General features: G+C 52.0%; 22 protein-coding genes. 12 read left to right on the plus strand and 10 right to left on the minus strand.

The genetic code is table 11. The features are described 5' to 3' along the window. Positions 1 to 164 precede the first annotated feature (164 nt). Positions 165 to 2,210, minus strand: a complete 2,046-nt coding sequence (gene dcp / locus HV243_RS12985) for a peptidyl-dipeptidase Dcp (protein ID WP_053389813.1) — start codon at positions 2,208 to 2,210, stop codon at positions 165 to 167. Between the two features lie 137 nt (positions 2,211 to 2,347). On the opposite strand from dcp, the gene ydfG reads away from it, so the two are divergent. The 3 genes from ydfG to ydfZ all read left to right on the plus strand — a co-directional run bounded on the left by ydfG (position 2,348) and on the right by ydfZ (position 4,259). After that, entirely contained in the window at positions 2,348 to 3,094 is a 747-nt protein-coding gene (gene ydfG, locus HV243_RS12990; protein ID WP_016153061.1) for a bifunctional NADP-dependent 3-hydroxy acid dehydrogenase/3-hydroxypropionate dehydrogenase YdfG, read from the plus strand. An 86-nt stretch (positions 3,095 to 3,180) separates the two neighbouring features. After that, complete coding sequence (locus tag HV243_RS12995) at positions 3,181 to 3,867, plus strand: GntR family transcriptional regulator (RefSeq protein ID WP_016153060.1); 687 nt, start codon at positions 3,181 to 3,183, stop codon at positions 3,865 to 3,867. A 188-nt stretch (positions 3,868 to 4,055) separates the two neighbouring features. Further along, positions 4,056 to 4,259 (plus strand): putative selenium delivery protein YdfZ, encoded by a 204-nt coding sequence (gene ydfZ, locus HV243_RS13000; protein WP_003032393.1) that lies wholly within the window; start codon positions 4,056 to 4,058, stop codon positions 4,257 to 4,259. 74 nt (positions 4,260 to 4,333) lie between these two features. Here ydfZ and HV243_RS13005 read toward each other — a convergent pair whose 3' ends face one another. From HV243_RS13005 to HV243_RS13025, 5 genes are all read right to left on the minus strand, one after another. Further along, positions 4,334 to 5,800: a mannitol dehydrogenase family protein gene (locus tag HV243_RS13005; RefSeq protein ID WP_075848232.1), complete on the minus strand. Its 1,467-nt coding sequence runs from the start codon at positions 5,798 to 5,800 to the stop codon at positions 4,334 to 4,336. Between the two features lie 165 nt (positions 5,801 to 5,965). Then, a complete protein-coding gene (locus HV243_RS13010; RefSeq protein WP_094761167.1) occupies positions 5,966 to 7,345 on the minus strand; it encodes an MFS transporter in 1,380 nt (459 codons plus the stop codon). A 53-nt stretch (positions 7,346 to 7,398) separates the two neighbouring features. Continuing rightward, positions 7,399 to 8,418: a Zn-dependent oxidoreductase gene (locus tag HV243_RS13015; RefSeq protein ID WP_053389081.1), complete on the minus strand. Its 1,020-nt coding sequence runs from the start codon at positions 8,416 to 8,418 to the stop codon at positions 7,399 to 7,401. A 13-nt stretch (positions 8,419 to 8,431) separates the two neighbouring features. Continuing rightward, positions 8,432 to 9,646: a starvation-sensing protein RspA gene (gene rspA / locus HV243_RS13020; RefSeq protein ID WP_053389082.1), complete on the minus strand. Its 1,215-nt coding sequence runs from the start codon at positions 9,644 to 9,646 to the stop codon at positions 8,432 to 8,434. A 107-nt stretch (positions 9,647 to 9,753) separates the two neighbouring features. Next, positions 9,754 to 10,080: a YnfA family protein gene (locus tag HV243_RS13025; protein ID WP_016153055.1), complete on the minus strand. Its 327-nt coding sequence runs from the start codon at positions 10,078 to 10,080 to the stop codon at positions 9,754 to 9,756. A gap of 153 nt (positions 10,081 to 10,233) precedes the next feature. On the opposite strand from HV243_RS13025, the gene HV243_RS13030 reads away from it, so the two are divergent. Continuing rightward, on the plus strand, positions 10,234 to 10,575 hold the full coding sequence (locus tag HV243_RS13030) for a DUF1283 family protein (protein WP_016153054.1): 342 nt from the start codon (positions 10,234 to 10,236) through the stop codon (positions 10,573 to 10,575). Between the two features lie 35 nt (positions 10,576 to 10,610). After that, positions 10,611 to 11,171: a spermidine N1-acetyltransferase gene (speG, locus tag HV243_RS13035; protein WP_006684613.1), complete on the plus strand. Its 561-nt coding sequence runs from the start codon at positions 10,611 to 10,613 to the stop codon at positions 11,169 to 11,171. Between the two features lie 7 nt (positions 11,172 to 11,178). Here speG and HV243_RS13040 read toward each other — a convergent pair whose 3' ends face one another. Continuing rightward, on the minus strand, positions 11,179 to 11,889 hold the full coding sequence (locus HV243_RS13040) for a YnfC family lipoprotein (protein ID WP_081000482.1): 711 nt from the start codon (positions 11,887 to 11,889) through the stop codon (positions 11,179 to 11,181). A 102-nt stretch (positions 11,890 to 11,991) separates the two neighbouring features. Here HV243_RS13040 and HV243_RS13045 point away from each other — a divergent pair, with 102 nt between their 5' ends. The 6 genes from HV243_RS13045 to clcB all read left to right on the plus strand — a co-directional run bounded on the left by HV243_RS13045 (position 11,992) and on the right by clcB (position 18,437). Further along, positions 11,992 to 12,300 carry a DUF1161 domain-containing protein gene (locus HV243_RS13045; protein WP_085951053.1) on the plus strand — a complete coding sequence of 103 codons (309 nt, stop codon included), beginning with the start codon at positions 11,992 to 11,994 and terminating at the stop codon, positions 12,298 to 12,300. A gap of 148 nt (positions 12,301 to 12,448) precedes the next feature. Next, positions 12,449 to 14,887: a selenate/tellurate reductase subunit YnfE gene (ynfE, locus tag HV243_RS13050; protein WP_181603810.1), complete on the plus strand. Its 2,439-nt coding sequence runs from the start codon at positions 12,449 to 12,451 to the stop codon at positions 14,885 to 14,887. A 10-nt stretch (positions 14,888 to 14,897) separates the two neighbouring features. Continuing rightward, the gene (locus tag HV243_RS13055) at positions 14,898 to 15,515 is read left to right on the plus strand and encodes a DMSO/selenate family reductase complex B subunit (protein ID WP_047358406.1); all 618 of its coding nucleotides are present in this window, start codon (positions 14,898 to 14,900) and stop codon (positions 15,513 to 15,515) included. A 1-nt stretch (position 15,516) separates the two neighbouring features. After that, positions 15,517 to 16,371 (plus strand): dimethyl sulfoxide reductase anchor subunit family protein, encoded by an 855-nt coding sequence (locus HV243_RS13060; protein ID WP_131350728.1) that lies wholly within the window; start codon positions 15,517 to 15,519, stop codon positions 16,369 to 16,371. Between the two features lie 42 nt (positions 16,372 to 16,413). Then, positions 16,414 to 17,028, plus strand: coding sequence for a Tat proofreading chaperone DmsD (gene dmsD / locus HV243_RS13065; protein WP_053389085.1), 615 nt, complete (start codon positions 16,414 to 16,416; stop codon positions 17,026 to 17,028). 119 nt (positions 17,029 to 17,147) lie between these two features. Beyond that, on the plus strand, positions 17,148 to 18,437 hold the full coding sequence (gene clcB / locus HV243_RS13070) for a voltage-gated ClC-type chloride channel ClcB (RefSeq protein WP_131350725.1): 1,290 nt from the start codon (positions 17,148 to 17,150) through the stop codon (positions 18,435 to 18,437). Here clcB and bioD read toward each other — a convergent pair. The 3 genes from bioD to HV243_RS13085 form a co-directional block, all read right to left on the minus strand. Beyond that, positions 18,393 to 19,088 carry a dethiobiotin synthase gene (bioD, locus tag HV243_RS13075; protein ID WP_016153046.1) on the minus strand — a complete coding sequence of 232 codons (696 nt, stop codon included), beginning with the start codon at positions 19,086 to 19,088 and terminating at the stop codon, positions 18,393 to 18,395. The two genes, clcB and bioD, sit on opposite strands and share 45 nt — an antisense overlap. 125 nt (positions 19,089 to 19,213) lie before the next feature. Continuing rightward, positions 19,214 to 20,434, minus strand: a complete 1,221-nt coding sequence (gene mlc / locus HV243_RS13080; protein ID WP_016153045.1) for a sugar metabolism global transcriptional regulator Mlc — start codon at positions 20,432 to 20,434, stop codon at positions 19,214 to 19,216. A 118-nt stretch (positions 20,435 to 20,552) separates the two neighbouring features. After that, the gene (locus HV243_RS13085; protein ID WP_016153044.1) at positions 20,553 to 21,461 is read right to left on the minus strand and encodes a LysR family transcriptional regulator; all 909 of its coding nucleotides are present in this window, start codon (positions 21,459 to 21,461) and stop codon (positions 20,553 to 20,555) included. A gap of 107 nt (positions 21,462 to 21,568) precedes the next feature. On the opposite strand from HV243_RS13085, the gene HV243_RS13090 reads away from it, so the two are divergent. Beyond that, the gene (locus tag HV243_RS13090) at positions 21,569 to 22,822 is read left to right on the plus strand and encodes an MFS transporter (protein WP_047500485.1); all 1,254 of its coding nucleotides are present in this window, start codon (positions 21,569 to 21,571) and stop codon (positions 22,820 to 22,822) included. Positions 22,823 to 22,846: the final 24 nt, after the last annotated feature.

The following is a 22,846-nucleotide window of genomic DNA, read 5'->3' on the forward strand; positions in this document are numbered from 1 at the left end:
TAAGAACAGGAAAACAATGCCGACCTTTCACCAGCAGCCCTCCCTACCCGAGCGTCTCTATGAGATGCAAGGCATCAATACCCAACAACGATTCATTTTGCTGAAGAAAAAATCCAGCTAACAACCGGGCACCACGCCCGGTTCAATTTTCTGGCTGGCCTGTCTTAAGCGCTCAAGCCACGATGTTCCAGCATGGGTTCCATGCGCGGATCACGCCCGCTCCACTGGCGATAAAGTTCAGTTAAATCAGTGCTGTTTCCGCGGGACAAAATTGCTTCGCGGAATTTCTGTCCGTTTTCACGGGTTAATCCGCCCTGCTCTACGAACCACTGGTAGCCGTCATCGGCCAGCATTTGCGTCCACAGATAGGCATAATAACCTGCGGCATAACCGCCACCGAAGATATGGGCAAAATAACTGCTGCGATAACGCGGCGGCACGGCCTTGAGATCCAAACCTTCCGCCGCCAGCGCCTGCAGTTCAAATTGATCGACCGGATGAGATGACTCGCTCAACTCCAGAGAGTGCCAGCGCATATCCAGCAATGCCGCGCTGAGCAGTTCGGTCATGTCGTAACCTTTGTTAAACAGACTGGCCCGCTGCATTTTATCCCGCAATGCCTGCGGCATTTGCTCCCTGGTATCAACATGTCGGGCAAAACGGGCAAAGACCTGAGGATGGCTCGCCCAGTGTTCGTTGATCTGTGAAGGAAACTCAACAAAATCACGCGGAGTGTTGGTCCCAGAAAGCGTGGCATAACGCTGAGTGGCGAACAGACCGTGCAATGTATGTCCAAATTCATGAAATAGCGTAATAACATCATCCCACAGCAGCAATGCAGGCTGATCCTGCGCAGGTTTTTGATAATTACAGACGTTGTAAATAACCGGTCTGGTTTCGTTAAGCAGCGATTGCTCAACAAAATTGCCCATCCAGGCTCCGCCGCTTTTTGATTCCCGGGCAAAGAAATCACCGTAAAATAGCGCCAACCCTACGCCATCATGATCGAATATTTCCCATACCCGAACATCCGGGTGATAAACCGGAATGTCGAATCGCTCAACGAATTTGATGCCAAAGAGTTGATTGGCCGTCCAGAAAACGCCCTCGTTCAGCACCGAATCCAGGGCAAAGTAAGGTTTGAGCTGTGCCTCATCAAGGTCATATTTCTCACGACGGACCTGCTCGGCATAAAACGACCAGTCCCAGGCCTCGGCGCTAAACGACTCGTGTTCTTGAAAGATAACGTTCTGGATTTCAGCCTGCTCATCCAACGCCCGCGCCCGCGCGGCTGGAACAATAGATCGCATAAATGTCAGTGCCGCTTCCGGCGTTTTTGCCATCTGGTCGGCAATTTTCCAGGCTGCGTAATTGGCAAAACCAAGCAGTTGCGCCTGCTGCATCCGGATTGCTACCAGTCGCTGAATAATAGCTCGCGTGTCGTTGCCATCATCATTTTCAGCCCGCGTCCATGCGCGGGTGAACAGTTTTTCGCGGGTCTGACGATCGCGTAAAACCGCAAGCGCCGGTTGCTGTGTTGTGTTTAATAGCGGGATAACCCAACGCGCTTCAAGCCCTTTCGCCCTTGCAGCTTCGGCAGCAACGGCAATTTCTTCTGTGCTCAGCCCCTCCAGATGCCGGATATCATCCACCACCATAGCACCTGACGTGTTGGCTGCCAGCAACCGTTGATTGAACTGGCTGGTCAGCGTGGCTGACTCCGTATTGAGCGCTTTAAGTTTAGCTTTATCGGTCTCGTTCAGTCGGGCGCCGGCCAGTACAAAACGCTGATACACAACCTCCAGCAGACGTATTGATTCGCTATCCAGACTTAACGTACCACGCCGTTGCCAGACAGCTTCGACACGGGCGAAAAGCGCGCCATTGAGATAAATATCATTGGCAAGGTTCGCCAGCTCTGCGGAAAACTCTTCGTCAAGGCGCTGTAGTTCATCGTTGGTGTGCGCCGCCGTCATCGCGAAGAAAACGCTGGTCACACGCGTGAGCAGCCCCCCGCTTTGTTCAAGCGCCAGCAACGTATTAGCAAAATCAGGAACCTGTGAGTTTTGCACAATAGCGTCGATCTCGGCGCGTTTTTGCCGCACGCCTTCATCAAACGCTGGACGATAATGCTGCACGTCGATCTGATCAAACTGCGGTGCCTGATACGGCAATGTGCTGTGGTGTAAAAATGGATTCGTTAACGACATCTTTCACTCCTGAAAACGATTTGTTTACCAGAGTAGACTTCCCGGGAATCGACCGCAATCGCGTTAAGCAGGAATAGCTCTGAACGGAAATGACGTGCTATGGTAGTACTACATAAAAAGCGTTGAGGAACAGTGAGATGATCGTTTTAGTAACCGGAGCAACCGCAGGTTTTGGTGAGTGCATTACGCGTCGTTTTATTGAGAATGGGCATAAAGTTATTGCCACCGGACGCCGCCAGGAGCGTCTGCAGGAACTCAAAGATGAGCTGGGTGACCGCCTCTATACCGCGCAACTGGACGTGCGTAATCGTGCATCAATTGAAGAGATGCTGAACGCCTTACCTGCTGAATGGCGCGATATTGATGTTCTGGTCAACAACGCGGGTCTGGCGCTGGGCCTTGAGCCAGCCCACAAGGCCAGCGTTGAAGACTGGGAAAATATGATCGACACCAACAACAAAGGCCTGGTTTATATGACCCGTGCCGTTCTGCCAGGCATGGTTGAGCGCAACCGCGGTCATATTATCAATATCGGTTCCACCGCGGGAAGTTGGCCATACGCTGGCGGGAACGTCTACGGTGCGACCAAAGCGTTTGTTCGCCAGTTTAGCCTGAATTTACGTACTGACTTACACGGCACTGCGATTCGCGTTACCGACATTGAACCGGGTCTGGTTGGCGGTACGGAATTCTCTAACGTACGTTTCAAAGGCGATGACGCTAAAGCTGAAAAAGCCTACGAAAATACCACTGCCCTGACCCCGCAAGATGTTACAGAAGCGGTATGGTGGGTGGCGTCCTTACCCGCTCATGTCAACATCAACACCCTTGAAATGATGCCTGTCACACAGTCTTTTGCCGGACTGAGTATTCATCGGAGCTAATTTCTCTGCCCGGCCTTGCGCCGGGTATAGATAGCCTGAAATAAGTGATAAGATCTCCGGGTTAACTCTCTAAAAAGTAAGAATGAATGACCGTAGAAACGCAGCTCAACCCTACACAACCGGTAAATCAACAGATTTACCGTATTCTTCGTCGTGATATCGTGCACTGTCTGATTGCACCCGGTACGCCGCTGTCGGAGAAAGAGGTTTCCGTACGCTTTAATGTGTCACGCCAGCCGGTACGAGAAGCATTCATCAAACTGGCAGAGAACGGTCTGATTCAGATCCGCCCGCAGCGTGGCAGCTACGTAAATAAAATTTCGCTGTCGCAGGTGCAAAACGGCTGTTTTGTTCGCCAGGCAATTGAATGTGCCGTGGTCCGCCGCGCCGCATCACTGATCACCGACAAACAGTGCTATCAGCTCGAACAAAATCTGCATCAGCAGCGCATCGCGATTGATCGAAAACAAATCAATGATTTCTTCCAGCTAGATGACGAATTTCATCAGAAACTGGCTTTAATCGCCGAGTGCCAGCTCGCCTGGGACACCGTTGAGAATATTAAGGCCACGATTGACCGCGTTCGTTATATGAGCCTGGATCATATCTCTCCGCCTGAAATGCTGCTGCGTCAGCATCACGATATTTTTACCGCACTTGAGAAACATGATGGCGATGCCGTAGAGCGCGCAATGATGCTGCATCTCCAGGAAATTGGTGAGTCCGTTCAGCTAATCCGTCAGGAAAATAGCGACTGGTTCAGCGAAGATTAATATTACGCTCACCTCACACCGAGGTGAGTTTCTCCTGCCTTCCCCTCTCCCGCACATCTGCATAAAAAAAGCTGTGATTTTGATCGAAAACAAAAAAAATCATTAACGAGAAGCGTATTTATATTGCGCCCGTTACGTGGGACTAGAGCCCACGGGCTTTGACGGTAAGTTGGAAAGGAGAAAACACCATGAAAACATACGATCGTAACCGTAACGCAATCACCACTGGCAGCCGCGTCATGATTAGCGACACCGGACTTACAGGCCGCATTACAGCGATAGATACCGATGGCCTGACCGCTGAGCAAATTCGCCGCGGGAAAACAGTGGAAATCGAAGGGTGTGAAGGTAAATATGCCCCCCTCGAACTGATTCGTTTGGGCATGAACTAATTGGTGTGAATGCCAGAAAACAATGCGCCATCTGGCCCGTTTATAGCCAGATGGCGACTTAAATGATGTTCTCGTTACTTCAGTTTTGCTGCATACTTCGCAACGGTTGCTTTCGCCCCTTCAGCCAGTAAAGCAAGATAGGCTTGTGTGACCTGATTCTTGAACAATTCTACCTGCGGCAGTTCACGACCAAAAATAGCATCGATCGCCAGCAGCGCCTGGACACGATCTTCGCCCTCGTTACTGCTATGCACCGCTTTCTGGATCACCGGTAACAGCGGATCGCTGATTTCAATCGCCTGGCCCTGATCATCCACACCGCCGACGTAACGCATCCAGCCAGCCACGCCCAGCGCCAGCAGTTCAAAGTGGCTACCGTGCACAATGTGCCAGCGAACGGAGTCCAGCATACGCTGCGGCAGTTTTTGACTGCCGTCCATCGCGATCTGCCAGGTGCGATGACGCAGTGCCGGGTTGCTGTAGCGCTCAATTAACAGATCGGCATAGTGCGGAAGATCCACACCTTTCACTTTTAACGTGGGCGCTTGTTCCTGCAACATCAGCGCGCGCGCGGCGAGGCGATAATTTTCATCGCCCATGCAATCGTTAATGTGCTGATATCCCGCCAGATACCCCAGATAAGCAAGGAAAGAGTGGCTGCCGTTGAGCATACGCAGTTTCATCTCTTCAAACGGAATGACATCAGCAACCAGCTCCGCTCCCGCCTTCTCCCATTCAGGGCGGCCAGCGACAAAGTTATCTTCTATAACCCACTGACGGAACGGTTCACATGCCACGCCTGCCGGGTCGCGTACGCCGGTAATGTGTTCAATTTTGTCCAGCGTATCCTGGGTAACTGCAGGGACAATGCGGTCAACCATTGTCGACGGGAATGTGACATGTTGTTCGATCCACGCAGCCAGTTCCGCATCCACCGCCCGGGCATACGCGGTGACAACATTGCGTATCACATGACCGTTTTCCGGCATGTTGTCGCAGGACATCACGGTAAAGGCGGCTAAACCCGCAGCTTTGCGGCGTGCAAGCGCCTCAACCACAACGCCTGGCGCAGTTTTTGGCTGTTTTGGGTTTTGTAGATCGGCGGCAATCATTGGGTTGTCTAACATCAATTGACCGGTCGCCGGAGAATGGCAATACCCTTTCTCGGTAATGGTCAGGGAAACAATCGCAACCTGCGGTTCACTCATCGCAGCCAGTACGCTTTCCAGACCATCAACCTGCGCATGCAGCGCATTTTTCACCACGCCCACAACTCTTGCAGTCCAAGCATCCGCAGACATTTCTGCAACGGTATACAGGTTATCTTGCTGTTTCAGATCGGCAATCTGCTGCTCGCCGCCAATCAGGTTCACTTCGCAATAGCCCCAGTCACTGCCGTGATCTGCAGCGAGAATGTCAGCGTAAACCCCCTGATGTGCGCGGTGAAATGCGCCAAACCCCAGATGAACAATACGCGGAACCAGTTTTGTACGATCGTAGTCGGGAACTGCAGCCTTTGCCGTTAAGAGCTTGTTTTGCATGGTATGACCTACTTATCAATGAAATCAGGATTGATTCAGAGTAACGCCTGTATGGTTGTATGTTTTGATTTGCATTAAGCTTTTAATGATTGGTATGACATTACTTAAAGCTGTGTACCAGCATAAACGGAGAACGAGCGCCTCCGTTCATGCTGCGGCTGTGGATTAGCTTGTCTGGGTCGCTGAACAACGTATCTTATCGGCTTTACTCACCTCAGCAGCATCCTCAAGCGCACTCAGATCGCGGTCTTTCACCTCTGGCATCAGCAGCGCGGAAACCAAACCGATCAGTGAGTAGGCAATGATCATCACCAGAATTGGCCACCAGGAGTTAGTCATGTTACAGAAGATACCAGCCAGAACCGGACCAAAACCAACGGCAACCAGCCCACCCGCCTCTTTTGAAATCGCCATGCGTGTGAATCGGTTACGGGCACCGAACATTTCAGCCATGGTAATATTTTCGAGAGCAAATAATCCCAATACGGCAAAGTTATGAATAACAATCAGTGCCGTCATAATAATGCCCGGACTATACGTTTTATCCACGACGATTGAGAGCATTGGGTAAGCCAGAATAATTGCCGAAATATTCAGAATAATATAAGGCAACCGGCGACCAAACTTATCAGACAACCAGCCGAGCAGCGGTATCGTAATAAATCCTAGTACCGAACTAATCATTAAAGCATCGGTGGGTATTGATTTATCAAATAACAACGTCTGCACTAAATACCCAGCAAGGAAGGTTTGGATTAACCCAGAGTTACCCGCCTGTCCAAACCGTAAACCGGTTGCCAGCCAGAAGGATTTACTGGTAAACATCGCCCCTAGTGTATTTTCCGACGAATTATTTAATGCAGGAGAATTTTCCTCGTCATTAACTTTCTCAAATACCGGACTTTCTTTGAGGTTCATACGTAACCAGATGGCAAAAATCATTACCACGACACTTGCCAGGAACGGAATTCGCCATCCCCAGGCTAACAGTTCTTCCCGGTCAAGAGCAAAGAACATCACCGCCCAGATAGCAGTTGCACTAAGGGTTCCACAGTTTGTCCCCATGGCGACAAGCGAGGAAATGATGCCGCGTTTGCCTTTTGGCGCATACTCAGCAAGCATAGTCCCTGCGCCTGAGATTTCAGCCCCCGCGCCAAGCCCTTGTACGATACGCAGCGTCACCAGCAATACGGGAGCAAAGATACCGATTTGCGCATACGTTGGCAGTACGCCGATTAGTGTTGTGCAGATCCCCATCATGGTGATGGTAATAAACAGCACCTTTTTACGCCCAATGCTGTCTCCCATTTTGCCAAATATAAATGCTCCGACGATACGAGCAATATATCCTGCACCATAGGTACCCATTGCTAAAATGAGCGCCATCGCTGCAGACTGTTCCGGGAAAAATATCTCATGGAATACCAGCGCGGCACCCAGAGAATATAATTGGAAATCCATAAATTCGAGCGCAGTACCTAACCATCCGGATACGGCGGCTCTGACCAGATCCTTCGTTGATCTTTCGTGTTTTTCTTGATTCATATTGGCTATCTCTAAGAGGTAAGATGCGTACCACTTACTCGCAGTTATTTATATTATTCAGTGAATGTGAGTAAAACTTTGCAGCAGTGCTGCTGATCTTTCTCAAACAATTCAATTGCGTCGGTAACGTGGTGATAGTCAAAAGTATGGGTAATAAGTTGGTTAGGATCGATAAGTCCGTTGACTAACCAATCAATAACAACCGGGAATTTGTTCGCATTTAATCTTGAGGAATAAATTGAAAGTTCTTTCCCGGTAATGCCTTGTTGAACAATCTGACAAGGATCGCTGGAGAAGCCCATCAGAACAATTCGCGCGGCTGGCGATGCCAGCGTGATAGCCTCCTGTAAAATAGATGGATGACAAGCTGCATCCACGATGATGGTCGGTTTTAGCCCTTTTTCCGTCAGGAAATCTTGCAACGATTGCTGACTATTATTGACTGCCCAGTCTGCACCGCACTGCTTCGCCATGCTAAGGCGTTCATCGATTCTGTCAGCAATCACCACGGTTTTTACTTTATAGACACGTTTAAGCGCCTGTACGGTGGTCAGCCCCATAGGACCCGCGCCATAAATCAGCGCAATATCGTTTTCTGTTGGATTTATTTGCCCAGTTACGTTTGCGGCGATGGTAAAAGGCTCAACCATAACGGCATGCTCATCAGGCACGGCATCGGGGATCGTCCAGGCATTTTTCTCTGGCACGACAGCGTACTCGCTAAAACCGCCATCGCGATGCACGCCCAGCACCACCAGCGATGTGCAAACGTTAGGTTTACCAATTGAACAGGGATAACAATGTCCGCAACTGATAACCGGATCAACGGATACTCGCTCGTCCATTCGCGAACGGTCAACACCTTCACCTACCGCATCAATCACGCCAAAAAACTCGTGGCCAATCACGCGTGGGTATTTTGCAAATGGATTGTGTCCGCGATAAATATGGCTGTCAGAACCACAAATTCCCGCCAGTTTCACCCTAACCCTGACTTCGCCTGCAGAGGGTTCTGGTACCGGTAGCTCGGCAATATTCAGCGCATTCGGTTTTTCAATCACAATACTTTTCATAGCAAATCACTCCTTACCAGTTCCACAACGTGCCATCTTCCAGACGAGCAACAGGCAGATATGCAGGGTCATACGGATATTTCGCCGCCAGCTTTTCATCAAACTCGATCCCAAGACCTGGTTTGTCTCCAGGATGCATATAGCCGTTATCAAAGGTCCAGTTGTGCGGGAACACTTCCAACATTTGCTCGGAATACCCCATATATTCCTGTACGCCGAAGTTCGGCACCCACAGATCAAAGTGCAACGCAGCGGCCATGCATACTGGGGACAGATCGGAAGGTCCATGCGAACCGGTACGTACCTGATACAGCGACGCGAAATCGGCAATTCGACGCATGCCAGTGATACCGCCCGCATGGGTGATGGTGGTGCGGATATAGTCGATCAATTGCTCTTCGATAAGCTGTTTGCAGTCCCAGATGCTGTTGAAAACTTCCCCTACCGCAATCGGCGTGACCGTATGCTGGCGGATCAGGCGGAAGCATTCCTGGTTTTCAGCCGGGGTTGGGTCTTCCATCCAGAACAGACGGTATTGCTCGATGCTTTTGCCGAAACGGGCCGCTTCAATTGGCGTCAGACGGTGGTGCATATCGTGCAGAAGATGTTCGTTGAAACCAAACTTGTCGCGCACGGCTTCAAACAGTGTTGGTGTGAAATCGAGGTACTTCTCCGTTGACCATAACTGCTCTTCTGGCCACTGCCCTTTGATGGCGGGTTCGTAGGCCAGTCCTTTGCCTTTAGACATACCGTAAGTGGTTTTCATACCCGGCACGCCGCACTGCACGCGAATTGCTTTAAAGCCCATCTCTTTATGGCGCGCATAATCTTCAAGTACGTCATCAACGGTATGGCCTGTGGTGTGACAGTAAACCATAACACCTTCACGAGATGCGCCGCCGAGCAGCTGGTACAACGGCATATTCGCCGCTTTCGCTTTGATGTCCCACAATGCCATATCCACCGCGGAAATCGCCGACATGGTGACCGGACCACGACGCCAGTACGCGCCTTTGTAGAAAAACTGCCAGATATCCTCAATTCGGTGCGCATCGCGACCAATCAGCTGCGGACAAACATGATCTTTCAGATAGGACGCTACGGATAACTCGCGTCCGTTTAACGTGGCATCTCCCAGCCCAGTGATCCCATCGTCTGTCGTAATTTTCAACGTGACAAAATTACGCCCCGGACAGGTGACAAACACTTCAGCCCCAACAATCTTCATCTCTTATTCCTTGCATTTGTTCTTGTGATGCAGGAAATTTACCCAACTGAGCTACTACCATACAAGTATGAAGATCAAAAAAGCGCTGTTCGATCACAAAAAAGGCGCTATGCGCGCCCCCACCCAGCCACAATAATCAGCATGCCGCACAATGCCACCAGCGCGCCTGACCAGTCGTACAGGCTAAGTTTTACGCCGTCAACAATACGTAGCCAAAGCAACGCTGTCACCACGTAAACTCCACCATAGGCCGCGTACACACGCCCGCTTGCTGCCGGATGTAGCGTCAGTAACCAGACGAATAAGGCCAGTGACATCCCGGCGGGTATCAGCAGCCAGGCCGTAGCCCCTCGCTTAAGCCAGAGCCAGGGTAAAAAGCAGCCAATGATTTCGCATAACGCGGTGATGAAAAAAAGGAATGTGGTCTTAAGCATTGATGTTATTCAGTTACCTTCGGTTTAACCATGATACGACAGAATGTCGTTAGCGTATCCATCTCCGCTGAGTGGGTATGCCCGCAAGCCGGAATAGTGTAGAATTTAACCCTGTTTTATTGTTTTTTCCCTTTCCCATAAAAGGAATTCGCCATGAATATTACACTGACCAAACGCCTGTGCCTGACGGCTATGCTGACGCTGGCTGCGGCTGTGTACACCTCTTCCGCATTTGCTGAAACCAGTAAACTGATCATTGAATCCGGGGACAGTGCGCAAAGTCGTCAACAGGCAGCAATGGAAAAGGAACAATGGAACGATACGCGCCAGCTACGCCAGAAGGTCAACAAGCGTGCAGAGAAAGAGTGGGACAAAACCGACGCTGCTTTCGATAGCCGTGATAAGTGCGAACAGAGCGCTAATATTAATGCGTACTGGGAGCCCAACACCCTGCGCTGCCTCGACCGCCGCACTGGCCGCACCGTTGCCCCATAATGATTGCACTTTGAAAGATATTGAAAGGATACGATATGACTAGCGCCCTCAGTGTTAAGCTGCGCCCGCTGGAGCGTGAAGATTTACGATTTGTCCATCAGCTTGATAACAACGCCAGCGTAATGCGTTACTGGTTTGAAGAACCTTACGAAGCATTTGTTGAGCTGTCAGATCTGTATGACAAGCATATCCACGACCAAAGTGAACGTCGCTTTGTTGTGGAATGCGACGGTGAAAAAGCCGGACTGGTGGAGCTGGTTGAAATTAACCATGTGCACCGCCGGGCAGAATTCCAGATCATTATTTCGCCGGAATATCAGGGCAAAGGTTTGGCTTCCCGGGCTGCTAAGCTGGCGATGGATTACGGCTTTACCGTACTTAACTTATATAAGCTGTATCTGATCGTTGATAAAGAGAACGAAAAAGCCATCCACATCTACCGTAAACTCGGCTTTATGGTCGAAGGCGAGCTGATTCATGAATTCTTTATCAACGGTCAATACCGCAACACTATCCGCATGTGTATCTTCCAGCAGCAGTATCTGGCAGAACATAAAACGTCAGGTCCTAACCTGCTGCAACCTACCGCTCAGTAAAGACTGACTAATAGTAATCGATGGTGTTTTCAATCGAGTAATGGTGTTCAACTGCCGGCTTCACGCTCTCGTCAACGATAACAAGCTGGCAGTTGACCGGATTAGCATAGTCATCATACTTGCACGTTTGTTTTACATTACCTAACGGATGGTTATTAAGCAGGCTTACCGCGGTGTAATCCAGCTTCTTCAACGGGTCAACCGACGGTTTGGCATCAACCTGCAAGGTATTGTCCTTATTGACGGTGGTTTTACCCAGCGGGTAGCCTTCCGCATCATAGCGATATTGCACCTTCATCTCTTTTCCCGTGGCGGAAACGACAAAACCGTTATCGTCGGTATCCCATACCACGCCCGCCGCAGGCAGTTCTGCTAACTGACATTTACCCTGTAAGCGGATCCGTTTTTCCAGCGTTTTGGCGTCCCGGTAATAGTTAGCATCCAGGAGCAGCGCCATGCCGGTATTGCTTTCGATATCATGCAATTCAAGCGTATCGAAGCACCCTTCCTGTGAGAGCGTACCGACAACGCGCTTGGTGACTACACCTTTGTCATTAAGCAGCGTCTGGCTGAAATCTTTTACTGGCCCGCGCAGCGGATCGAAATCAAATTCATTGGAAAAACTGGCCATTTCCGGCGTAAAGGAATCCAGGCCTTTGGCGTTATCACACCCGGCCAGCACGACGCACAGGAAACCTAATAAGATCTTTTTCTTCACATTTTTCACCGGGATAAGAAGATAATTCTCAATCATATTAGCAAATACAGTTATTTACACCAGAAATGCTAATCTTAGTCCAGGTCGATCATAAAGGAGCTGATGATGAAATACATAACAGGAATTGCCGCGCTCTTACTGGCCGTCGCGTCCCCGCAGGTTTTGGCGGCACCGGCGTCATGTGAACGTGTGAAAAGTGATATCGAACAGCGCATCATTAATAATGGCGTTGCTGAATCCAGCTTTACGCTGAACATTGTCCCCAACGATCAGGCCGATCAGCCTGATTCACTGGTCGTGGGACATTGTGCAAACGATACGCACAAAATTCTCTATACCCGAACCAACAGTGGCAACGCCCCTGCCAATAGCACCCCTGCCCAGGACGGGCACGTCGCCGAACCGCAATAAATCACGCCCTCCGTACGCGGAGGGTCACTCCAGTTTGATATGCATTAAGATGACATACCCATAAGTGGGTAAACTCAAACCATTATTAGCATGCTATTAATTTCGTTATATAAATTAATATATAGCAATAACTATAATGGGGTGAGTAATGTCAAAAACTGAGCAATATGGAGGCATTAGCCGCAGGACGTTAGTGAAATCCTCGGCAATCGGTTCGCTGGCGCTTGCCGCGGGTGGGCTGTCGTTACCTTTCGGAATGCGCACTGCCGCCGCAGCGGTACAGCAGGCGATACAACCCGTTGAAGAAAAAGTGATTTGGGGCGCTTGTTCCGTAAACTGCGGCAGCCGTTGCGCCCTGCAACTCCACGTCAAAGATAATGAAGTCGTATGGGTGGAGTCCGATACGACCGGGAACGATATTTATGGTCAACACCAGGTTCGCGCCTGTTTGCGTGGCCGCTCAATCCGTCGACGGATCAATCATCCGGATCGCCTGAATTACCCCATGAAGCGCGTGGGCAAACGTGGTGAAGGTAAATTTGAGCGTATAACCTGGCAGGAAGCACTGGACACCATCAGTGCCAGTTTGAAAAATACCGTGCACAAATACGGTAACGAGGCCGTGTATATCAACTACACCTCTGGCATTGTAGGCGGCAACATTACTCGCTCCTCCCCTTATGCCTCGCTGGTCGCTCGCCTGATGAACTGCTATGGCGGATTCCTGAGTCATTACGGCACCTACAGTACTGCACAAATCGCGGCGGCAATGCCTTATACCTACGGTTCAAACGAAGGCAACAGCACCTCCGATATCGAAAACACGAAGCTGGTGGTGATGTTCGGCAATAATCCCGCCGAAACGCGTATGAGCGGAGGTGGAATAACTTACTTCCTGGAACAGGCCAGGGAGCGCTCTAATGCCCGGATGATCGTCATCGACCCGCGTTATACCGATACCGCAGCGGGTCGTGAAGATGAATGGATCCCTATTCGTCCAGGCACCGATGCTGCATTAGTAGCCGGAATCGCCTGGGTCCTGATTCACGAAGATCTCGTTGACCAGACGTTTCTGGATACATACTGCATCGGTTACGACGAGAAAACCCTGCCCGCCGACGCACCCGCTAATGGGCACTACAAAGCCTATATTTTGGGCAACGGCGATGACGGTATCGCTAAAACTCCCCAGTGGGCCTCACATGTTACCGGGATCCCAGCCGAGCGCATTATCAAACTGGCTCGGGAAATCGGCAGTACAAAACCCGCATATATTTGTCAGGGCTGGGATCCGCAACGCCAGGCTAACGGCGAGCTGACCTCACGCGCAATCGCGATGCTGCCAATCCTGACTGGCAACGTTGGCATCAACGGCGGCAATAGCGGTGCACGAGAATCAACCTACACCATCACGATTGAGCGTATGCCGCTGCCAGAAAATCCCATTAAGACCCAGATATCCTGCTTTAGCTGGACCGACGCAATCGTCCGGGGCCCGGAAATGACCGCTACCCGCGATGGCGTACGTGGGAAAGATAAGCTCGACGTGCCGATTAAATTTATCTGGAACTACGCGGGCAACACCATCACCAATCAGCACTCAGATATCAATAAAACGCATGAGATCCTTCAGGACGACACGAAATGCGAAATGATTGTGGTCATTGAAAACTTCATGACCTCTTCGGCCAAATATGCCGATATTCTGCTGCCTGATTTAATGACCGTCGAACAGGAAGACATCATTCCTAACGATTATGCAGGCAACATGGGTTACCTCATTTTTATTCAACCCGCGACGTCGCCTAAGTTCGAGCGCAAACCGATCTACTGGATAATGAGTGAAGTCGCAAAACGTCTTGGCGATGATGTCTATCAACGGTTTACTGAAGGCCGTACCCAGGAGCAGTGGCTTCAGTATTTGTATGCAAAAATGCTGGCTAAAGACCCCGCGCTCCCGACTTATGACGAGCTGAAAAAAATGGGGATCTATAAACGCAAAGATCCTAACGGACACTTTGTCGCCTATAGAAAATTCCGCGAGGATCCACAGGCCAACCCGCTCAAAACACCGTCTGGCAAGATTGAAATTTACTCCAGCCGACTGGCGAAAATTGCCAGTACATGGGAACTGCAAAAGGACGAGGTAATCAGTCCGCTTCCCGTTTATGCATCCACGTTTGAAGGGTGGGATGACCCGAAACGCAGTTCATTCCCGCTGCAGATGTTTGGTTTCCACTACAAATCCCGCACCCACTCCAGCTACGGCAATATCGATGTTCTCCAGGCGTCCTGTCGTCAGGAAGTATGGATAAATCCCGTCGATGCCCAAAAACGGGGGATTGAAAATGGCGATATGGTGCGAGTCTTTAACGATCGCGGTGAACTGCGTATCCCGGCAAAAGTAACGCCACGAATTTTGCCCGGAGTAAGCGCAATGGGCCAGGGGGCATGGCACGATGCCGATATGGCTGGCGATAAGATTGACCATGGCGCCTGCGTCAATACGCTGACAACTCAGCGCCCGTCGCCGCTGGCAAAAGGCAACCCACAGCATACTAACCTGGTCGAGATCGAGAAGGCATAAGGACTAACCCATGACAACTCAGTATGGATTTTTTATTGATTCCAGCCGTTGCACGGGGTGTAAAACCTGCGAGCTGGCCTGCAAAGATTACAAGGATCTCACTCCCGATGTCAGTTTCCGGCGTATTTACGAATACGCTGGAGGCGACTGGCTGGAAGATAACGGCGTCTGGCAACAGAATGTCTTCGCCTATTACCTCTCCATTGCCTGTAACCACTGCGAAGATCCGGCCTGCACCAAGGTTTGCCCCAGCGGCGCTATGCATAAGCGTGAAGATGGTTTTGTGGTGGTGGATGAAGACGTATGCATAGGCTGTCGCTACTGCCACATGGCCTGCCCGTACGGCGCACCGCAGTATAATGCCGCCAAAGGTCATATGACCAAGTGCGATGGCTGTCATGACCGCGTGGCCGACGGCAAAAAGCCCATCTGCGTCGAGTCCTGTCCGCTGCGCGCGCTGGACTTTGGTCCAATTGATGAGCTGCGCAAAAAGCACGGTGAACTGGCGGCGGTCGCTCCGCTGCCAGGTGCGCACTTCACCAAACCGAGCATTGTGATCAAACCCAACGCCAATAGCCGCCCGACCGGGGATACCACGGGTTATCTGGCGAATCCGCAGGAGGTGTAACATGGGCAATGGATGGCATGAATGGCCGCTGGTCCTGTTTACGGTGCTGGGCCAGTGCGTGGTCGGGGCGCTGATAGTGAGTGGTTATGGCTGGCTGACCGCTAAAGACGAGGTGGCAAAACAACGTATCGTGCGCAGCATGTTTTTTCTGTGGCTGGTGATGGGCATCGCCTTTCTCGCCTCGGTAATGCACCTGGGTTCGCCACTGCGCGCCTTTAACTCGCTGAACAGAGTTGGCGCATCTGCGCTGAGTAACGAAATCGCCAGTGGTTCACTGTTTTTCGCCGTCGGAGGCCTGTGGTGGCTGGTGGCGTTTCTCGGTAAAATGCCCGCAGCGTTAGGTAAAATCTGGCTACTGGTGGGCATGCTGCTGGGGCTGGTATTTGTGCTGGCGATGACCAGCGTCTACCAGATAGACACTGTCCCGACCTGGTATAACGGCTACACTACGGTGGCATTTTTTATGACGATGTTGCTGAGCGGACCGCTGTTTGCCGCCCTGCTGCTGCGTGCTGCGGGTGTTTCCTTTGGTACCGCCAGATTCGCCTACGTAAGCGTTTTGGCCCTACTGGTGATCGTGGCGGTTATTGTTCTGCAGGGGCTGTCTCTCGGCGGGATACACAGTTCGGTGCAATCCGCCAGCGCGCTGGTTCCCGACTACGGAAGCTTGCAGGTCTGGCGCATCATTCTGCTGGCCGCCGGTCTGGGCTGCTGGATATGCCCGCTTATTCGTCGTAAAGCACCGTCCGTCGGCGGCCTGGCGCTGGGCTTAGTGTTAGTCCTCGCCGGTGAAATCATTGGCCGCGGATTGTTTTACGGTTTACATATGACAGTCGGAATGGCTGTTGCAGGTTAACTTTCGGGTGCGGGGCAACCCGCACTGTTCAGGATTGTTTGCATGACCCATTTTTCGCAAGGTGACAACTTTTCTACCGCGGCGCGTGTACTCGGCGCACTGTTTTACTATGCGCCAGATAGCGCGGAAGCCTCTGCATTAGTCAGTGCGTTAAGAGCCGATGGGTGGCAGGCGCAGTGGCCGCTCGATCAGGCAATGCTTTTCCCGCTGGCAGCACGGCTACAAGCCGAGGTCGATGAGCCTCTCCCGCGGGCCTGGCAGCGCCTGTTTGTCGGTCCATATGCGCTACCCTCTCCGCCCTGGGGATCTGTCTGGCTGGATCGCGAAAACGTGTTGTTTGGCGACTCTACGCTGGCACTTCGTCAGTGGATGCGGGACAACGGCATCCAGTTTGCCATGCAGCAAAATGAGCCAGAAGATCACTTTGGTTCACTGCTGTTGCTGACGGCCTGGCTTGCTGAAAATGAACGCCACACCGAGTGCGAACAGCTGCTGGCCTGGCATCTGTTCCCGTGGTCATCCCGCTTCCTTGATGTGTTTATCGAAAAAGCTGATCATCCGTTTTACCAGGCGCTGGGGGAGCTGGCCCGTCTGACGCTGGCGCAATGGCAGTCGCAGTTACTGATCCCGATAGCCGATAAGCCACTTTTTCGTTAGTTTCACCACAGGCAGGATGTGTCCTGCCTGTGTAGCATTCCGTTGCGCACGCTGAGCTTTTGCTTCTGTTGCCAAATAGCCGCAAAATAAAGCGTCTGAAATTTCCTGTCTGGCCACTCATGCATCATTTACATGCTTATCCTGACCTGCGCGCCATGTTCCGCCGCCTGCTGATTGCTGCGCTGATTGGTATCCTTGCTGCGTTGGCTGTCGCAGGATTTCGCCACGCCATGCTCCTTCTTGAATGGCTGTTCCTGAGCAATGACACAGGGAGTCTGGTCAACGCGGCAACAAACCTTTCCCCTGTAAGACGCATGCTGACTCCTGCGTTAGGAGGGCTGGCGGCGGGTTTGCTGCTTTGGGGATGGCAAACGTTCAACCGGTTACGCCCGCAGGCTCCCACTGATTACATGGAAGCCTTGCAAACTAACGGACAATTTGACGTCAGTGCAAGCCTGGTGAAATCGCTGGCCTCGTTACTGGTCGTCTCCAGCGGGAGTGCCATCGGGCGCGAAGGTGCCATGATTTTACTGGCAGCGCTGGCGGCCTCCTGCTTTGCTCAACGCTTCACCCCGCGCACGGAATGGAAGTTATGGATTGCCTGCGGAGCCGCTGCGGGTATGGCCGGAGCGTATCATGCCCCACTGGCGGGCAGTCTATTTATTGCTGAAGTGTTGTTTGGCACGTTGATCCTCGCGTCACTGGGACCGGTGGTGGTATCCGCCGTCGTCGCCTTGCTCACCACCAATATGCTGAGCGACAGCAATGCGCTGTTGTATGCCGTGCACTTCACACGGGAACTGCATGCGCTGGAATACGTCATGATCATCAGCACCGGTCTGGCTGCCGGCGTTTGCGGACCGCTATTCATGTGGTTGATGACCGCCAGCCATAATGGTTTTTTGCGCTTAAAACTCTCGCCCCCGTGGCAACTGGCGCTTGGCGGGCTGATCGTTGGCCTGCTGTCATTGCTCACGCCTGCGGTCTGGGGTAACGGCTACAGCGTGGTGCAGTCATATTTACTCTCCCCACCGCTGCTGGCCGTGGTAAGCGGGATCTTCATCTGCAAATTACTGGCGGTGCTTGCCAGCAGTGGTTCCGGTGCGCCTGGCGGTGTGTTTACGCCAACGCTGTTTGTCGGTCTTTCGGTGGGTATGCTGCTGGGACGAGTGTGGGGATTATGGCTTCCGGGTCCGGATGAGATTGCCATTCTGCTGGGATTAACGGGGATGGCCACGCTGCTGGCAGCGACCACGCATGCGCCAATAATGTCGACACTGATGGTTTGTGAAATGACCGGGGAGTATCGTCTGCTCCCCGGATTGCTGATTGCCTGTGTGGTGGCTTCTGTGCTGTCGCGAACGTTACGCCAGGACTCTATCTACCGACAACACACTGCCGAGCATTGACAGACGGATGTACTGAGACAGCTCGCGTTGCTCTGCGCGAGGCAGATAAGGCAGTTCACCGATCAGCGGTGCGGGTAATTTTTTGCCCAGCACATCAATGATTTCCGCATAATGCGCTAGCCCCGGGTTGATTCGGTTCGCGACCCAGCCAATCAAAGGCAGTCCGTCACTGGCAATCGCCTGCGCGGTGAGAATGGCATGATTAATACAACCTTCCTGGATACCCACCACCATCAGCACCGGCAGTTGTTCCTGCACCACCCATTCAGATAACGGACGCAGATCGTTCATCAGGCTCCGCCAGCCTCCGGTGCCTTCCACGACAACGTGATCCACTTTTTCGCTGAGGCTTGCGAGGCCGTTGGATAACAGGGTGTAATTGACCGGACCACTATGCGCTACGCTGCTTTCATCCTCACTCAACGCAATCGGGTTGACCGCCTCGTAGGGCAGTTCGATAGTGGACACGCTTTGCAGCACCAGCGCATCTTTGTTGCGCAGACCTTCAGGTGTCTCTTTGCTTCCTTTGGCCACGGGTTTGTAGCCCGCAACGCTTTTACCCCCTGACGCTAACGCTTGTAGTAATGCGCGGGAAACCACGGTCTTCCCAACAGAAGTGTCTGTACCTGTAATAAAGAAACGCTTCAGCATCACTAACTCCACCGTTATGCTTTGAAAATATAAGTCAGGAAAATAATACAGTGGAGAAAGTCTAAGGTATGACGACGAGAATCGGCTTGAGATAGCGCAATTTTTCGTACAACAGTTAAAAAATGTTAACCCTGTAATAGACGAATCAACAAAGAACCGTTATACATCGCGTCCTTCACGAGCGCCGCCCCTGCCATCGTCCCTTGATTGGTGAACTGCGTACTTTCGACGACAATATGCTGACTGTAGGCCGGGAGCGCTTGCTGACGAATGCTGTCAGCAATAGTGGGAAACAAAATATCCGCCGCTTTACTGAGCGGAGAACCAATCAATATCTTTTGCGGGTTGAACAAATTCACCATGATGGCCAGAATGCGTCCGACATGGGTCCCGACGCCGCTAATGATATCTTTCGCCAATAAATCCCCCTGCATCGCCGCCAGACACAGCGCGTCTACCGTTAACGGTTGCCCGTGTAGAGAAGAACTCATTGACTGCTTCAAGCGTACCTGTGCCAGTTCGAGCACGCTGTCGACGCTGGCGATCGTTTCCAGGCAACCATGGTTGCCGCAATAACAGCGTTTGCCGTAGGGGTCCACCTGGGTATGACCAATTTCCACCAGGCTACTGCTGCCGGCATGCAGTAGATGACCGTCGGTGATTACTCCGGCCCCCACGTTATGATCGATCACCACCTGAATGACGTCGCGCGCGCCGCGCGATGCGCCAAAAAGCGCCTCGGCCATAGTCCAGGCGCTGATATCGTGCTGAATATAGACCGGCACGCCGGTATGATTTTCAAGCGCTTCACCCAGCGGCATCTCTTTGACATCGTCGTAGAATGGCATGCGATGAACGATACCGTTTTCAGTATCAATAATGCCGGGTAAGGTAATGGCGATGGAGGTTAAGCGCTCCAGCTTTTGCTGGTGGCGGATGAAAAACTGATCGACCTGGGTAATAACGCGTTCCAGCAATGGTGTTTCACTGACCAGCGCCATTTCAAGACAATCTTCAACCACCAGTTTGCTGCTCAGATCGCGCAGCGCCAGAAAGATCTCGCCGCGACTGATACGAATGGATAAATAGTGCCAGGCTTCCGTTTCCACAACCAGCCCAACGGCCGGACGTCCACGGCTGCCCGCTTCCTTGATTTCCAACTCTTGCACCAGGTGCGCTTCGAGCATTTCGCGGACAATTTTAGTAATACTGGCAGGCGCCAATTGTGCCAGGCGAGAGAGATCAATACGCGATACCGGACCCAGCTGATCAATCAGGCGATAAACCGCGCCCGCATTGGTCTGCTTAATTTGATCGATATGCCCAGGCTGACTATCAGCAACCACCACTTACTCCCTTTATTTTCGCGCTCCGAAATAATCTGCGGGCTATGGTGAAGCACTTCAATGGCTTCCGTCAACTTTTTACTTAGCCTTGTGATTTACTGCACATTTTCGCCCATTTTTAAACTAAATTAATCGCCTGAACGGCCGCCAACAGTTGCTCGCGAAAGCGTTGCGCGGCGTGACTTTGCTCATGATGTTTTGGCCACACTAGCCACATTTCCGAAACGGCATCTTCTTCCGCTATCGGGATCCAACACATTTCATACAATTGCACCCGTTTAAAGGAAGCGGGAAGAATGGAAACGCCTAATCCTGCGGCCACCAGCCCGATGATAGTCATCGCCTCACCAACCTCCTGAGTGATAGTCGGCTTCAGTCCATAGCGACGCATGAGGCCAAGAATATCGTCATATAACCCCGTCCCCACATGCGGATCAAAAAAGACAAATGGCTCATTGGCCAACTCCGCCAATGTGACCACCGGCTTTTGCGCCAACGGATGCGCGCGCGGGATCATCGCCATCAGCGGCTCATGCAGAATGATTTCACGCTCCAGCGTTTCCGGAAGCTGCGTGTTGCGCAGAAGTCCCAAATCCAGCGTTCCTTCATTGAGCGGGGCAATTTGCTCGCGCGTGTTCATTTCACGGGTTTGCATATGTACAGCGGGGTAGCTCTGGCGAAAGAGGGATAACGTATCTGAAACCGCTTTGATAAACGGTGCCGATGACGTAAAGCCGATACGCAATTCCCCCGCTTCTCCCAGATGCAGACGCTCAGCCCTGGCAGCGGCCTCATTAACCAGCCCCAGGATCTGCCGACTGTCTGCCAGAAACTGCTTTCCGGCTGAGGTCAGCGCCACGCTGCGGTTAGTGCGCGCCAGAAGTCGGGCGCCGACCTGCTGCTCGAGGATCTGGATTTGCTGGCTCAGCGGCGGTTGCGAAATATTCAGCCGTGCCGCCGCCCGGCCAAAATGCAATTCTTCGGCAACCGCTACAAAGTAACGTAAATGACGCAGCTCGATATTCATATTTTTAAGATATCATTTGAGATTATTAATATATTAGACAGAATAATGTGATTTTCATACTCTTAATGCTAGTCATGTAGAGGTAATTGATTGAGCAAGGATTTCAAGTGAGCCGTACAACCACTGTCGATACCGCGCCGACAAGCGATGTTGATGAACAGAGAGTTACCCCGCCGGATAGTTTTATCAAACGCGGAACATCCCCATTTATGCGCGTCACGCTGGCGCTGTTTTCTGCCGGACTGGCGACATTTGCTCTCCTCTATTGCGTGCAACCCATACTGCCAGTGCTCTCTCACGAGTTTGGGGTCTCTCCCGCCAGCAGCAGTATTTCGCTTTCCATCTCAACGGCGATGCTCGCGATCGGTTTACTGTTTACCGGTCCACTTTCCGATGCGATAGGCCGCAAGCCGGTGATGGTTACCGCCCTGCTGCTCGCGTCCTGTTGTACGTTGCTTTCGACGATGATGACCAGCTGGCACGGTATTTTAATCATGCGTGCGCTGATAGGTCTTTCGCTCAGCGGCGTGGCGGCAGTGGGAATGACCTATCTGAGCGAGGAAATACATCCCAGCTTCGTCGCCTTCTCAATGGGCTTATATATCAGCGGTAACTCGATTGGTGGTATGAGTGGCCGTTTAATAAGCGGCGTGTTTACCGACTTTTTTAACTGGCGTATCGCGCTGGCGGCGATCGGTTGTTTTGCCCTCGCCTCCGCGCTGATGTTCTGGAAAATCTTGCCGGAATCTCGTCATTTCAGACCAACGTCGCTGCGACCGAAAACGCTGTTTATCAACTTTCGTTTGCACTGGCGCGACAGAGGGTTGCCGCTGCTGTTTGCGGAAGGTTTTTTACTGATGGGGTCGTTTGTCACGCTGTTTAATTACATCGGCTACCGTCTGATGCTCTCGCCGTGGGAACTCAGCCAGGCGGTTGTCGGTCTGTTGTCCGTGGCCTATCTGACCGGGACCTGGAGCTCACCGAAAGCGGGGTCGATGACCACCCGCTATGGACGTGGTCCAGTAATGCTCTTTTCAACCGGCGTGATGCTGATTGGACTGTTGATGACCCTGTTCACGTCGCTGTGGCTGATCTTCGCCGGGATGCTGCTCTTTTCAGCCGGGTTCTTTGCTGCGCACTCTGTGGCAAGCAGTTGGATTGGACCACGGGCAAAACGCGCTAAAGGCCAGGCATCTTCCCTGTATCTGTTCAGCTATTATCTGGGTTCCAGTATTGCCGGTACGCTGGGTGGCGTATTCTGGCACAGCTACGGCTGGAACGGCGTGGGCGGATTTATCGCCCTGATGCTGGTGCTGGCGTTGCTGGTCGGTGCACGTCTGCACCATCGTCTGCACGTATAATCCACGATGCCCGGGTTCCGGGCA

The organism is Citrobacter sp. RHBSTW-00599 (genome assembly GCF_013784065.1).
Lineage (GTDB): Bacteria > Pseudomonadota > Gammaproteobacteria > Enterobacterales > Enterobacteriaceae > Citrobacter > Citrobacter braakii.